The organism is Mesorhizobium sangaii, assembly GCF_014207355.1.
Classification (GTDB): domain Bacteria; phylum Pseudomonadota; class Alphaproteobacteria; order Rhizobiales; family Rhizobiaceae; genus Mesorhizobium; species Mesorhizobium sangaii.
The window spans coordinates 1,621,828-1,636,154 of sequence record NZ_JACHEF010000001.1 but is presented as its reverse complement, the minus strand read 5'-3'; the positions used below and the strand labels follow the sequence as shown (position 1 = coordinate 1,636,154).

At 62.0% G+C, this 14,327-nt stretch carries 13 protein-coding genes and 1 pseudogene; 5 read left to right on the top strand and 9 right to left on the bottom strand.

Going from position 1 to position 14,327, the window contains the following annotated elements; genetic code table 11:
- Window positions 1-25 precede the first annotated feature (25 nt).
- Entirely contained in the window at window positions 26-673 is a 648-nt protein-coding gene (locus HNQ71_RS07745) for a helix-turn-helix domain-containing protein (RefSeq protein WP_184871911.1), read from the bottom strand.
- A gap of 214 nt (window positions 674-887) precedes the next feature.
- Here HNQ71_RS07745 and HNQ71_RS07740 point away from each other — a divergent pair, with 214 nt between their 5' ends.
- From HNQ71_RS07740 to HNQ71_RS07725, 4 genes are all read left to right on the top strand, one after another.
- A complete protein-coding gene (locus HNQ71_RS07740; protein ID WP_184871910.1) occupies window positions 888-1,136 on the top strand; it encodes a hypothetical protein in 249 nt (82 codons plus the stop codon).
- 87 nt (window positions 1,137-1,223) lie between these two features.
- Complete coding sequence (locus tag HNQ71_RS07735; protein WP_184871909.1) at window positions 1,224-1,967, top strand: metallophosphoesterase family protein; 744 nt, start codon at window positions 1,224-1,226, stop codon at window positions 1,965-1,967.
- Between the two features lie 17 nt (window positions 1,968-1,984).
- Window positions 1,985-3,394: a bifunctional serine/threonine-protein kinase/universal stress protein gene (locus HNQ71_RS07730; protein WP_246461268.1), complete on the top strand. Its 1,410-nt coding sequence runs from the start codon at window positions 1,985-1,987 to the stop codon at window positions 3,392-3,394.
- A gap of 287 nt (window positions 3,395-3,681) precedes the next feature.
- On the top strand, window positions 3,682-4,206 hold the full coding sequence (locus tag HNQ71_RS07725) for a cupredoxin domain-containing protein (RefSeq protein ID WP_246461266.1): 525 nt from the start codon (window positions 3,682-3,684) through the stop codon (window positions 4,204-4,206).
- A gap of 117 nt (window positions 4,207-4,323) precedes the next feature.
- On the opposite strand, the pseudogene HNQ71_RS07720 reads toward HNQ71_RS07725, so the two are convergent.
- The 6 genes and pseudogenes from HNQ71_RS07720 to HNQ71_RS07695 form a co-directional block, all read right to left on the bottom strand.
- A pseudogene (locus HNQ71_RS07720) lies at window positions 4,324-4,913 on the bottom strand (NAD(P)H-dependent oxidoreductase).
- Between the two features lie 32 nt (window positions 4,914-4,945).
- The gene (locus tag HNQ71_RS07715; protein ID WP_184871907.1) at window positions 4,946-5,332 is read right to left on the bottom strand and encodes a hypothetical protein; all 387 of its coding nucleotides are present in this window, start codon (window positions 5,330-5,332) and stop codon (window positions 4,946-4,948) included.
- 86 nt (window positions 5,333-5,418) lie between these two features.
- The gene (locus HNQ71_RS07710) at window positions 5,419-6,672 is read right to left on the bottom strand and encodes an MgtC/SapB family protein (protein WP_184871906.1); all 1,254 of its coding nucleotides are present in this window, start codon (window positions 6,670-6,672) and stop codon (window positions 5,419-5,421) included.
- 14 nt (window positions 6,673-6,686) lie between these two features.
- Complete coding sequence (trxC, locus tag HNQ71_RS07705; protein WP_184871905.1) at window positions 6,687-7,136, bottom strand: thioredoxin TrxC; 450 nt, start codon at window positions 7,134-7,136, stop codon at window positions 6,687-6,689.
- Between the two features lie 27 nt (window positions 7,137-7,163).
- Window positions 7,164-9,017: a heavy metal translocating P-type ATPase gene (locus HNQ71_RS07700; RefSeq protein ID WP_184871904.1), complete on the bottom strand. Its 1,854-nt coding sequence runs from the start codon at window positions 9,015-9,017 to the stop codon at window positions 7,164-7,166.
- A 31-nt stretch (window positions 9,018-9,048) separates the two neighbouring features.
- Complete coding sequence (locus HNQ71_RS07695) at window positions 9,049-9,435, bottom strand: DUF302 domain-containing protein (RefSeq protein WP_184871903.1); 387 nt, start codon at window positions 9,433-9,435, stop codon at window positions 9,049-9,051.
- 154 nt (window positions 9,436-9,589) lie between these two features.
- On the opposite strand from HNQ71_RS07695, the gene HNQ71_RS07690 reads away from it, so the two are divergent.
- Window positions 9,590-12,271, top strand: coding sequence for a GNAT family N-acetyltransferase (locus HNQ71_RS07690; RefSeq protein WP_184871902.1), 2,682 nt, complete (start codon window positions 9,590-9,592; stop codon window positions 12,269-12,271).
- 23 nt (window positions 12,272-12,294) lie between these two features.
- Here HNQ71_RS07690 and HNQ71_RS07685 read toward each other — a convergent pair whose 3' ends face one another.
- Entirely contained in the window at window positions 12,295-13,848 is a 1,554-nt protein-coding gene (locus HNQ71_RS07685; RefSeq protein WP_184871901.1) for a bifunctional aminoglycoside phosphotransferase/ATP-binding protein, read from the bottom strand.
- Window positions 13,849-13,896: 48 nt separating this feature from the next.
- The gene (locus HNQ71_RS07680) at window positions 13,897-14,292 is read right to left on the bottom strand and encodes a c-type cytochrome (RefSeq protein ID WP_184871900.1); all 396 of its coding nucleotides are present in this window, start codon (window positions 14,290-14,292) and stop codon (window positions 13,897-13,899) included.
- Between the last annotated feature and the right edge of the window lie 35 nt (window positions 14,293-14,327).

The following is a 14,327-nucleotide window of genomic DNA, read 5'->3' as shown; positions in this document are numbered from 1 at the left end:
GTCTCTCTTGCGCAGGCAGGCGCCCTCATTCGCCCAAGGTTTGCAACACCTCCTGCTTGACGATTTCGATGCTGCGCAGGTTGATCAGGCGGATGACGCCCTTGTCCTTCAGCCGGGTGAAGACCCGCGACACGGTCTCGATGGTGAGGCCGAGATAGTCGCCTATGTCCATCCGCGACATTGGCAACTCGACCTGCCGCAACCCGCCCTGCCGCTCCGCCATGTCGACGAGGAAAGCGGCGACGCGTTCGATGGCGTTCTGGCGGCCGAGGACCAGGAGGTGCTCCTGTGCGCGGGTCAAACCCTTCAGCGCCAAAGGCAATAGTTGATGGGACATATCCGCCCCGCCAGAGAGCCGCAAAACGCGGACAGCTGTGGCGTTGACGGCCTCTGCGAAGAAATGATGTGTTGCGTCTGCCTCGAACCCGAATGTCTCTCCGGCAAGGTGAAAGGCGCTGATCTGCCGACGGCCGTCGGCAAGCAGACGGTAGATGCGCACCGCGCCGAACTCGACCTGATAGAGGGCCCCAGCCGTCTCGCCTTGGGCATAAATTTCCGCGCCGGCGGGAAAAAAGCTCACCGGTTGCAGCGGCGCCGGGTCGAACACGTTCGGCAGGCCTGGCTGAGCAGAATGCGACGGCAATGAAATTCTGGAGGCGATGTAGGCGTGCATGGCTGTTTTCCCGGTTGTTCCGTGGCACAGAAATCGCGCGAATCCGGGGACCGCGAAATTAGGTTTTGTCCCTACGGGAAACTACCTAGTCGTGCGGATTGTTGATCTACATCAAGTGTCCAGGCGCGCCGGTCGCTTATGCCTTCCTTCGCTTTGGGCGATAGCAATAGGGAGTCGTTTCGAATTCTTGCATCGAAACGGCTGGTGGGCAGCGATGTATCTTCCGCAATTCCTGGTGGGAATGTTTGTCACCGCGATCATGGTCGCGGTGTGGACCTGCGCGGCAACGGGCTCGGTCTGGACAGCACTGGGCTGGGCGATTATCGACTTGGTCGTTCTGCAGGTCGGATACTTCGTCTTTGTCATACGCCTGGTTTTCAAAGGCGCGACGGCAGACGCTGAAGCAGACTCGGCGTCACTCAGCCATGTTGCGCCACCCCAAAGAGACGGTACGTTGCTATAGCCGTCCCCTATGATCGCGACGCAGCCCTATCAAATCACTCACGGCACGCGCCTTGCCATGCTTTGCCAATCTCTGGGACAAGGTTGAATGCGCATTGCAATCCTGTCTGACATCCATGCCAATCGCGAGGCGTTCGACGCGGTGCTGGAAGCTGTCCACGAACGCGGTCGTCCAGACGAGTTGGTATTGCTCGGCGATCTGGTCGGCTACGGTCCTGATCCCGTCTATGTGATCGAGAAGGCTGCCCATCTGGTGGCTGACGGCGCGCTTTGTATCATGGGCAACCACGACGAGGCAGTGGCGTTGAATCTAAGCAACTTGACTGAGAACGCGCGGTTCGCCGTCCAATGGACTCGCGAACGCATCGCTCCGGCACATCTCGATTTCCTGGCGCGATTGACGCTCTCGCTGCGATCCGACGACCGCCTGTATGTGCACGCAAGTGCGGAGCGACCGGGAAAGTGGCCCTATATACGCGACGTGGACTCAGCGGAACGCTGCCTCTCGGCAAGCGACGCCCGCTTCGTTTTCTGCGGCCACACCCACATTCCCGCCATCTACTACGCGCTGCCCGGTCGCCGGCCGATGCATTTTCAGCCGCATGACAATGTGGCCGCACCCCTGTCGGAGATGAGGCGGCACCTGGTGATAACCGGCGCGATCGGCCAACCGCGCGACGGCAACCCGGCGGCGTGCTTTGTTCTTGTCGACACGCAGCGGCAAGAGGTCACGATGGTTCGTGTTCCCTATGATCACGAAGAAACAGCCCGCAAGATTCACGCAGCCGGCCTGCCTGGATGGCTTGGCATGCGGCTGAAGATCGGCCGCTAGGCAAGGATACGTACTTGATGCAAAGGTTTGACGCAGGGGCAGTCATCGATGATTTCGAGCTGGTCGAAAAGCTACCCTCCGGCGGCATGGCCTCGCTTTGGCGGGCGACCAACCTGCGGTACGATTTTCCGCTAGTGCTGAAGATCCCTTTTCTCGATCCGGGCGCGGATGTTTCCGTCATTATTGGTTTCGAGGTGGAGGAGTTGATCCTGAAACGCCTGTCGGGACCGCATGTGCCGCGTTTCGCTGCATCCGGCAGCCTGGCGCAGGTTCCCTACATAGCCATGGAGTTCGTGGTCGGAAAGGGCCTTGCAGATATCGTCGGTAACGCGCCTCTGCCTGTCGACGAGGTGGCAAGGATCGGCATCGAGATAGCGACGGCGCTCGCCGCCCTGCACCGGCAGAAGGTCGTACATCTCGATCTCAAGCCAGAGAATGTCATTCTCGCCAAGCGCGGTGCGGTGCTCCTCGACTTCGGGCTCGCCCGACATGCAGAGCTTCCCGACCTTCTCGGCGCGGAAAGCTCAGTGCCGATGGGCACCGCCGCCTATATTTCACCTGAACAGGTGCTCGGGGAGCGATCCGATCCCGCAAGTGACCTGTTCGCGCTGGGTTGCATCCTCTATCAGCTGGCTACGGGTGAGGAGCCGTTCGGGCGGCCGGCGACTTTGGCGGGAATGAAGCGCAGGCTCTATCATGCACCTAGGTTGCCGCGGGATATCAACGACGCCATTCCGCGGTGGTTGGAAGCCATCATTCTGAAATGTATGGAAGTGGACAGGTCTCAACGATACATCGAGGCAGCACACATCCTGTCCGATCTGAGGAGCCCCGATCAGGTGGTCGTTGCCAAGCGCAAGCCCCAGAACGAGGGGGGGTGGGCTGCGATCACCAGCCTTTTTCGCAAGACGGACGACAGGTCGCTCGTTGGCAGGCCGAGTTCGACAAGGACACAGGCCGGACCGTCGATTGTTCTTGCCGCAGTCGACCTGGCCAATGGCAGCGATGCGCTGGCGGGCGAGGTTCGCAACGAAGCCGCCCGCGTGCTGGCCTCGCGGGACGATACGCGGCTGGCCTGCGTGACGGTCTTGAAGACCGAAATCATCGGCGAGACGCCGGCCACCGACGAAACAGGGCGCTCGGTCTATTTGAAGCGGCTCGTCGCTCTCAAGGATTGGGCCCATCCACTGCAGTTGCCGGAAGACCGCATCAGCTATCATGTGCTTGAGGCGGTCAGCCCCGCCGATGCGATCCTCAACTATGCCGAGCACAATGACGTCGGGCACATCGTCGTTGGAGCGCGGGCATCCTCGGCAATCCGCCGCCACCTCGGCAGCGTCTCGACCAAGGTCGTGGCACAGGCCCTTTGCTCGGTTTCAGTGGTCCGATTGAAGGCGGTCGAGGAACAACGACAACGGCCGCTTTGATGCGCTTTGATCAGGATTCAGGGGCGTCTTGATCAGGATCAATGATGGCTTAGGTCATTGCCGCCAGCGAGAGCGGCGAGAATGAGTGTACGATACATGATGGCTCCCGTCGGGGAGGTTGGGCGCGAATGTTGCGCCTGCGGTTTCACCGTCGTTGGTGCGACATAGCCAATTCAACCTGACAGCTGCATCCGCGCCGCAGATGGGCTGGCGCCGGTCGGTTTGATCTGGCGCAACGACGGCGGGGTGACGCCGCGAGCAGGATGACGGCTGGGACGTAGAGCACTTTGGCTGCCGTCCTGAAGGAGATTGCCATGAGAACCATGTTGAGGAGAGCAGCGCTCGGGTTTGCCGCGGCGATGCTCATGGCCGGCAGTGCCGGCGTCGTCCAAGCTGCTTCGCTTGTCCAGATCTCGCTGTGGGACAAGGGCGCGAGTATGGAGATGCCGATGGGGCTCGCCTATGCGGCGGCCGGACTCGATCTCGCCAAGGCGACGATGGGCATCAAGGCTTCGCCGGGTGCCGTGAAGGCCGGGGAGGTCACATTCAAAGTGATCAACGACTCCAAGGACACCGTCCACGAAATGATCGTGATGTACCTAGCCGAACCCGGCAAGCCACTTCCTTACCTTGAGGCCGAGAACCGGGTCGACGAAGACAAATCCGGCGATAAGGGCGAGGTGTCGGAGCTCGATCCCGGCAAATCAGGCACATTGACCGTCGATCTGAAGGCTGGAAAGTACCTGCTTATCTGCAACGTGCCAGGCCACTATGGTGCCGGCATGTGGGCTGAATTTACCGTCACTCCATGAAGCAGGGAGCGCCTTGGCCGGAAAGCTGCGCTGTCGCCTTTTCGATGCTTGCGGGTCGCTAGTTTTGCCGGCGGCGCACCGCACGAAGTGTCTGAGTGCTGGGTTCGGATCGCCGCGCTAAAGCGCTCGCTCGCCGAGACTGCGCATCTGGCTGATCCACTTCGCGCGGGTCGCATCGCTGGCGCCAGCGACCATGCCGTACAAGGTCTCGCGCACCGGACTGATGCCGACAAAACGGAGAATACTTCGCCGCATGCCGGCGATGCCGTGTCCGAGGAACCATAGCCGGTAAAGAGCGGAAGGCATGCCCATCGTCACCACCACGCGCGCCGAGCGGCCGCGAACAGTGTCCTGGTGAAGCCGCCGCTCTTGTCCGGGTACGCAAAGGCCGTGCCCGGCCGCATGACCTGTTCCAGAAATGCCTTGAGCATTGCCGGCATGGTTCCGAGCCACAGTGGGAAGACAAAGACGATGTACTCCGCCCACACGATCGCCTCGGCTGCATCCTTCAACTCGTCGGGAACCGCACCATGTTCGAAATCCTGCATCGTCCGCAGCATCGGAAAATCAAGTGCTGCCAGATCGACCCGGCGGACAGCGTGCCGCGCCTTTTCCGCGCCTTCGCCATAGGCGTTGGCAAGACCGCGGCAGAGCCGGTCTGGCGACGGGTCGGGATGGCCGACCACAATCAGGATGCGTCGCGACATGGTCTACTCCCAGGGAGCCTGGCCCCGAGGCGTCAAGGCCGTTCGACCCGTGCCACCTGGAAGGTGTGCATGGCACCGTTGCGCTCGATCGACACATATTCACCGGTCACGAACCGTTCGTCCCCGAGATGAAAGCCGATTTCGTCGTCGCGGTCGCCTTCGGCGTAGTCAAAATACCACTGTCCGCCGGGCTTGCGCTTCAGCTGGCCGATCAGATCCTCCTCATCGGGGCGAAACCGGCGAACACGGCAAGCGGCCCTATGCGATTTCCACTCTTCCGCATCGATCCGGCCTTCGCCGGTCAATGGAGCCAGCACGTCATAGCCCTCTTCGCGGTCGCCCTCCGGGTGGCCTTTCTCGCGCGCGAGCAGCAGCCGGACATTGCGAAACTTTGGGGTGAGGTCCTTCAAACTGGTCATGGCGAACTCCTTTCAGGAAGTTTCATAGAGTGACCACGGAACCTGGCCTTGATCCGCATCAAGAAGGCTTGAAAGTCTCGTTTCTCTCAGAGGCTCGGCAGCAGCAGCATCGCGCCGTAGCCTGCGGTCGCGGCGATCAGGGTTGCGACGGCCAGTGGCAGCCAGAATCTGACCCGCCCGGCAAATATTGCGAGCGACAGGCGGCCGATCGCGTTTGCTGCCAGCGCTGCGAGAACGGCTTGGCCCACGGTCTCGACAGATACGGAATGCTTGACCAGCCGCAGCGCGCCAAGCACCGAGACATCGACATCGAATGTGCCTGCCAGCGCAGAACTCGCCAGCAAGCCGCGCCCTCCAAATTGAGCGGCCAACCCGGCACTCGCGGTCGCGACGATCGCAAAGAGCAAGGCGAATAGCAGTAGCGGGCCCAGTTCGAATGGATTGCGCGCGATAGCGCTCCCTTCGCCATACCCTCTGTCGCGAGTGAGCAGCAGTGTTCCGCTGGCAGCGAATGCGAGGGCCGCGGCAATTGTCGGAATGGCGACCGAGGCCAACACGCTTGGCTCGATGATCAGAACCACAGTGCAGACGCGCAGTACCGAAACCATGGCGGCCAGCGATGCCGCGCCTGCGAGCGGCAGCGGATTGCTTGTCGACACCGCATTGCGGGCAAGTGCCAGGGTCACGGCGGTGGAAGAGACGATCGCACCAGCGAGCGAGCTGACGAGGAGACCACGCGTATTGCCCAGGATGCGAACAGCCACATAGCCGGCGAACGAAATCGAGGCCATCAGCACTGTCAGGAACCAGACTTCCCAAGGATTGAAACCGCCCCACGGGTCCATCGTCCGGTTTGGCAGCAGGGGCAGAACGATCGCCGTCATCACCGCCAGGATCAGCGCCGAGCGCAGTTCAACCCAGGTCAGTCGCTTCAAAAGACCGTGCAGGACCTCGCGGCTGGCCAGGATTGCTGCCAATGCCGCCCCACCGGCAGCAGCAGCCCGATAATCGCCGGCGACGGCAAGCGACCCAAGAGCGAAAACGCCAAGGCCGGCGATCACGCTCGTGACACTGAAATCCTCATCATGGGCGGCCTCGCGGGCCTTGTACCAAGCGAAGATTGCCGCAAAGGCGATGAATCCACCGACCAGCACGGATACTGCTCCGAGTGCGTTGGCGAGCGCGGCGAGAACGCCGCCGAGCAGGCCGGATATGCCGAATGTCCGGATGCCGGCCGTGCGACTGCGAGCGGGCGCATCCCGCTCCTGCCAGCCACGCTCCAAGCCGACGAGGAGACCTATCGCGAGGGCAAGTCCGAGCCGGGCGATGAGCGGATCCATTGGCGCGGCGACGTTCAGGCGGCGACCGTCGGCAGGCGGTCGCGAACCCACCTGACGATCTGGCCTGCCGTCATTGCGCCGGATGTGCGCGCGATTTCGCGTCCGCCGTGAAAGAGGATCATGGTCGGGATGCTGCGAATGCCGAGCCTGGCCGCAACAGCCTGCTCATTGTCGGAATTGAGTTTGACCAGGCGAACATGCGGCTCCAGTTCATTTGCTGCCGCATTGTAAGCCGGCGCCATCATCTTGCAGGGGCCACACCACGGTGCCCAGACGTCGACGACAACTGGAAGGCTGCTGCGAGCGATCTGACAATCGAAAACTCGGGTGTCGACGTCTTCCGGGTGACCCGAAAACAGCCGATTCCCGCACTTTCCGCATTTCGCCTCCATGGCATTGCGGACCGGCGGCAAGCGGTTGACCCCACCGCACTTGCTGCAAACCACCAGATTCTGCTGTGCCATGGTCATTCACCGATCAGCTGTCGTCTACTATGCGCGCCACGGATGTCCATCGCCAAGGGTGCGCAACGCGTTCAGGATAACCGCCACGTCAATCCCTTCCTGAAGCAGCGCTCCGGCAACCGGGGTGATCTGCCCCATGGCCGCCGCGATCATTGCCAGCCCCGACAGCGCCAGCCCGGCGATGATGCTTTGCAAGGCGATCGATCGCGTTCGCCGTGCAATCCGAACTGCACCGGCGACGGGCTGCAGCCTGTCGGTCAGCACGATGACGTCCGCTGCCTCGGAGGAGGCGGTGGCACCACGTGCGCCCATGGCGACACCGACCGTTGCGGCGGCTAGGGCAGGGGCATCGTTGATGCCGTCGCCGACCATCATCGTCGGTGCCAAGGCCTTCTCGGCTTCGACCGTCGCGACTTTTTCGGCAGGGGTCGCATCGGCGACAATGGCGTCGAGGTCGAGCAAGGCGGAGATGCGCTTGGCCGCCACTCTGTCGTCGCCTGTGAGCATAATCGTGCGCGTGATGCCGGCCGAGCGTAGCTTGCTGAGTGCGTCGGGTCCATCAACACGCAGGGCGTCTCCGAACGTGAAAATACCGGCAAGCTGTCCGCCGAGTGCTACAAAAACCCTGAGCACCGGCTCGTCCCGGTATTTTTCTTCGCCGCTTTTCGCCCAGCCGGGCAGCGCCTTGTTGGCGAGCACGAGAGCCCGCGATCCGGCGGCGATCGACATGTTGTCGACCCGGCCCTTCAGGCCCGCACCGCGATGCTCGCGGACATCACGCGGATGCGAAAGCATCAGCTGTCTGCCGCGCGCCGCCCGGATGATCGAGTCGGCGAGCACATGGTGCGAGGCCTGTTCCAGGGACGCCAACAACTGCAGCAATTGGTTCGCTTCACGGCCGGGTGCGGCTTCGATTTCGATCAGTTCGGCGCCGCCGATGGTCAAGGTCCCCGTCTTGTCGAAGATCGCGGTTCGGACTTGCGCAAGCGCCTCCAAAGCCGCGCTGCCTTTCATCAGGATGCCGGCACGCGCGGCGCGGGACACGCCGCCGATAAAGGCAACCGGGGCCGCAAGGATGAGCGGGCAAGGTGTCGCAACGACCAGCACGGCCAGCGCCCGGATTGGATCGCCGGACATGTACCAGGCGGCACCTGAGACCAGCAACGTGGCTGGCAGCAGGAACAGTGCAAAGCGGTCGGCCATGCGGATGAACGGGGATTTTGCGGTTTGCGCTGCAGCCACCATGCGAACGATCGCGGCATAGGTGCTTTGCTCTGCCAAGGCAGAAGCCTGCATGCTGAAGGTCTCGCCCGCATTGATGGTGCCGCTGCGCAGCATATCGCCCGCTGTCCGCCGTTCCGGCAACGGTTCTCCGCTCACCGCGGACTCGTCGAGAGAGGCCGAAGCATCGAGCAGGATGCCATCGACGGGAAGCAGTTCGCCGGCCCGGACCAAAAGCTCGTCGCCAACAGAAACGTCTTCGACGGAGATGGTCTCTGTCCCCAGCGTTGACGTCCGGTGTGCGACACGCGGTGACCGGTCGGTCAATGCCTTGAGGTTCCGTTCCGCGCGGCCGCGGGCGAAATCCTCAAGCACCGTGCCGCCGGCATACATGATCGCGACCACTATTGCCGCCAGGGGTTGGCCGAGCAGCAGCGCGGCGGACATCGACACCAAGGCAATCGCATCGACACCGAAGCGGCCTATCCAGAAATCACGCAGAATGGAGATGGCGAGAGCCGCCACCACGGGCAAGGTCGCCACCGCCCAGATCGTGTCGGCTTCAAGGGGGCCGAGCCCTGTTCGCCAGGCTCCGATTCCAACGGCGAGACCCAGTATGGCAATGACCAGCAATGCGCGCCGCAGAGCCGACTCGTTCATACAATGTCCCACAACCCTGATGGCCCTGGCGCTAGAGTTCGCGGACCATCTCCTCGAGCAGGCGCCGCACATCGTTCGCGACCTGCGCAAGCTCACGATTGCCGATAGCCCCCATTGAAGCGACCGGATCCACCGCTGCGACCTCTACCTTTCCTGGTCCAACCTCCGTGACGATTACGTTGCAAGGCAGCATGGTTCCGATCTTGTCTTCGGCCTGAAGCGCCCGCCATGCGAAATGCGGATTGCACGCGCCCAGAATAACATAGGGCCTGAACTCTGCACCAAGCTTAGCCTCCATGGTCTGCTGGACGTCGATCGAGGTCAGAACGCCAAACCCCTTGCTTGCGAGCTTGTCGGTCACGTGGTCGATTGCCGCCGTGAACGGCATGGCGATGATCTTGCTGAAATAGTAACTCATCCAACTCTCCAATCGTTGATCGCAACCGCTCGTCGCCACTTTGCGAGTGACCTTGCGTAGGAGCTAATCGCGATGACCGGAGAACGCTTTGATCCAACGCAACGAACGGGCAAGATCGACTGGCGATTATCGCCACGAACAGGAGACACAGAGGGTGACGATCCGAAATCTCGAACATGCGTTCGCTCCGAAGTCGGTTGCCGTGTTTGGGGCATCGGTGCGCGACGGCTCTGTCGGGCGTGTCGTCTTCGACAACATCGTCAATGGCGGCTTCGAAGGCGACATCTGGCCGGTCAACCCGAAATATTCGCAAGTGGCTGGCCGACGCTGCTACGCGAAGGCGGCCGACCTGCCAGGCATACCTGACCTCGGTGTCATCGTTACGCCGCCGGACACGGTTTCCGGCATCGTGCGCGATCTTGGTGACAAGGGCACAGGGGCGGCTGTCGTGATTACCGCCGGGCTTACGCGCGAGAACGGCCTGCGTCACGCGATGCTCGACGCTGCCAAGCCCACTCTTTTGCGCGTCATCGGGCCGAATACGGTCGGGCTGATGATCCCGCCACTGAGGCTCAATGCCGGATTTGCGCATATGGCCGCCAAGCCGGGTAACATCGCGCTGCTGTCGCAATCCGGCGCCATTGCCACGTCGTTGATCGACTGGGCGGTCGACAACAATGTCGGCTTCTCGCAGATCGTCTCCCTGGGTGACATGGCGGATGTCGACGTGGGGGATTGTCTCGACATGCTGGCGGGCGACATGCACACACGCGCCATCGTGATGTATCTCGAAACAATTCCCAATCCGCGCAAGTTCATCTCGGCCGCCCGTGCGGCGGCACGGGTCAAGCCGGTGATCGCGATCAAGTCGGGTCGGCACGAGCAAGCGGCCAAAGCGGCCGCGACCCACACCGGCGCGCTTTCGGGGGCTGACCGTGTCGTCGATGCGGCATTGCTGCGCGCAGGCATCCTGCGCGTCAAAGGCTTGACCGAGCTGTTTGATGCCGCTGCAACGATCGCCCGCTTCACTCCCCTCAAACGAGCCCGCGTCGGCATTGTCACCAATGGCGGCGGGGCAGGTGTACTGGTCATCGATCAACTCATCGACTGCAAAGGGGAACTGGCCGCGCTTTCACCAGCCACCATCGACACCCTGAACGCCGTATTGCCGCCGACATGGTCGCACGCCAATCCGGTCGACATCATCGGTGACGCCCCGCCTGAGCGGTACAAGGCCGCCGTCGAAGCCGTGGCGGCCGACCCCGGAACGGACGTCGTCCTGGTGATGAATTGTCCAACGGGGCTGGGTTCGCCGCTTGCCGCGGCACGCGCGGTTGCGGAACTCGCAAGGGAAGGGATGATCGCCGGCAAACCGGTCCTGACCTGCTGGCTCGGGGAGCACACGGCGCGCTCCGGGCGGCAAATCCTTCAGGATGCCGGCATTGCCAGTTTTGAAACGCCGGCCGACGCGGCAACGGCCGTCTCCTACCTCAGCGAATGGTCGCGTGCCCAGCGGGCATTGATGCGCACACCGTCGAGCCGCAGCGAGGACATAACGCGCGACCGGGAAGCCGTGCTCGCCATATTCAGGCAGGTCGCGAGGGAGGGGCGGCGAATGCTGACCGAGCCCGAAGCCAAGGCAGCAATTTCCGCTTACGGCATCACGGTGCCCAAGACGGTCGTCGCCAGATCTCCTGCCGAAGCGGAAGTGGCGGCCGGCAAGCTCCTGAAGACGTCTGAACACATCGTCGTCAAGCTGCTGTCCAACGCGATCTCGCACAAATCGGACATTGGCGGGGTGGTCCTTAACATTGCCGATGCCGCTGCCGCCGGAGCGGCAGCACGCGCAATCGAGGCGCGTGTGCGTAAGCGCGCACCGCAAGCCGATATTGAAGGCTATGCCGTTCAGCCGATGGTGGTTCGAGAACGGGCGCAGGAGCTCATCCTCGGTATGAGCCGTGATCCGATCTTCGGGCCGACCATCCTGTTTGGCGCAGGCGGCGTCGCGGTCGAGGTGATGGATGACACAGCGATTGCCTTGCCACCGCTCGACGATGTTCTTGCCGGTGACCTGATCGCGCAAACGCGGATCGGCCGCCTGCTTGCCGGGTTCCGCGATCGCAAGCCGGCCGATCGGCAATCGATCATTGCAGCACTTAACGGTCTATCGCAGATGATCGTTGACTTTCCGTGCCTTGTTTCGTTGGACATCAATCCGCTGCTGGCCGACGCCGAGGGCGTGATTGTGCTTGACGCTCGCATCGAGATCAAGCCGGAACGCGTGGAGGAGACGGGGCCGAACCCGGCACTTGCCATCAGGCCTTATCCGTCGGGTTGGGAAAAGGCGTTTTTGGGAGGCGGAACGCACTATCACATCCGCCCTATCAAGCCGGCCGACATCGCTCTCTATCCCGAATTCCTTGCCAGGATTTCTCCTGATGATCTGCGCCTGCGTTTTCTGTCGCCGCGCAAAAGCTTCTCCGACCAGATGTTGAAGCGGCTCACCCAACTCGACTACGATCGCAACATGGCTTTCGTCGCTCTGGAGACCAGCACTGGCGTGCTGGCGGGTATCAGCCGCCTATCTTGCGATCCGGACCACACTGTCGCCGAATACGCCTTGCTTGTGCGTACGGATCTGCAGGGTCATGGCCTGGGTTGGGAATTGCTCAGCCGAATCGTCGACTACGCAAAGGCAGACGGGATCGGCCGGATCGAAGGCATCATGCTCAGCGAAAACAGCAAGATGCTTGCCATGTGCCGCGAGTTTGGCTTCTCGATAAGGCGTCATCCGAGTGAGCCCGGCCTTGTCGAGGCAACTCTCGAACTCCGTTGAAGCCGATCGCCCTGCCGCAACAGTCAGGAGGCCGTGCGCAGGGTCTTAGCAGTATCGTTCTCTGAAAGCCCTCTCAATTCCTCGACAATGTCGACGAGCTTTCGATCGGCGTTGATCTTGCGCCAAGTGGCCTGGGTGGCATTTCGCTGCAATTGGCGCGAGAGGATATCTATGGTGGCGTCAGAAGGGCCCCCCTTGCGGCCGCTGACCCGTTGCCAGAGAACAAGCGGATCCGCTTCCAGCCAGAACCCGGCGACAGCTACGCCTCTGTCACGTGCCGCCTTCTCGATGCGGTCGCGATCGGCTGATCGGTCAAACACAGCATCGGCAACAACCGAACGACCCTCGGAAAGGATCAGGCCGGCCCGCCATGCCATTTCCCGGTAGACGCGGTCGGAGACCTCCGGCCGGTAAGCCTTGTTCGGCAATCTGGTCTCGGCGGGTACTCCATGCATGGCTTTGCGAATGCGGTCGCTTTCGACAATGCGGGCGCCGGGCGGCACCCCGACATGGGCGGCGAGCGCTTCTGCAACGGTCGTCTTGCCGGAGCCACTGAAGCCACCGATGGCAACGAGTCGCGGCGGAGTTTCCTGGAGAAAGCTTCGGGCAAGTTCGAAATAGGATCTGGCCTCGGCAGTCAACTTGTCGGAATCGGCACTGCCCTCCGCGACCTGCGTTGCGGTGACATGCGCACGAACAGCAGCTCGCACCGCCATAAAAAAGGGTAGCAGGATGAAACCGTCCTCATCGTCGGCTTCGTCGAGGTAGCGGTTCATCACAAGATTGGCGAATTGCGGAAAACCACGGTGCCAAAGGTCCATCAGCAGGAAGGCAAGGTCGTACAAAACGTCGATGCTGGCGATCTGGTCGTTGAATTCGATGCAATCGAAGAGGCGGGGCTCGCCGTCGAAAAGGCAGATGTTGCGCAGGTGCAGATCGCCATGGCACCGACGGATCTTGCCTGCGGCTTCGCGACGATCGAGCAGTCCGGAATGCCGGGCGAGGGTGGTGCGGAAGGCCTCGGCAAAGCTCGTGACCTCTGCTTTTGCGAAAACATGACTGGTGGCAAAGCCGGCCTCGTTGATGTCAAGCACACCTGCCATATTGGACGACCCGCTGCCATTGTGAATCGTCGGCGCAGCACGGTGGTAGCCCACGATCATGCGTGCGACGGCGGTCATCAGCCCAGGCGTCAGTTCTCCAGCGGTCGCCATCCGATCGAGAAGCTTGGACTGATCAAAGCGGACCATCTCGATCGCCGCGTCGACCATTTGCCCCGTACCGTCAAAAGCCAACTTGCCGTCGGCTTGCCGCGTGATGCGCCGGACCCCCAGATAAAGGCCGGGTGCGGTCCTTGAGTTGAGTTCCACCTCTTTCTCGCAAGCGGTTAGCCTGAGGGCCGGCGCCGAGAAATCGACATAGGGCAGCTTGACCGCTCGTTTCATCTTGTAGGCGCGTTCGCCTGTCAGAAAAATGCGCGAGATATGGGTCTCGATCGCCTCGACAGCCCCGGCAGCGCCATATGATGCGGGATCGAGCAGAAACGCGGCAGTGGCTTGTTGGTCTTCGACGATCATGTCCGCCTCGTTCGTGTCTGCACCATCGATGCATTCCGCCTTCGGGTGCTATTGCTGCAGCGTCTGCACATAACCGGCCAACTCATGGATACGTTCAGTGGTGACGATTTCGCCGGCTTTCGGGCCGTATTTCCTGGCGTCGCCGGGAAGGAACTGGCGGCCCCAGACCGGCATGTGGCGATCGCCATGCTCCGGCACGATGGTGCGGCCGTCGATCATCGCGAAAACGCGCCAGTAGGGGAACGAGCCGCCATTGTCTCTCGAAAGCCGGGTCAGGTCAGCTGGGCGCTTCACCAATTCGTCGCCGAGCGGACCATCGCCTCTACCTTCGGGACCATGGCAGACGGCACAGGAATTCATGTATTCCGCCTTGCCGTTGCCCAACTCCTGGGCGGCGGCATTGAAGGCCAAACCTGCGAGAGCTGCCGCGACCAGGAATTTCATCTGCGTTTCCCCGATTGATTGGCGGAAGCCTACAG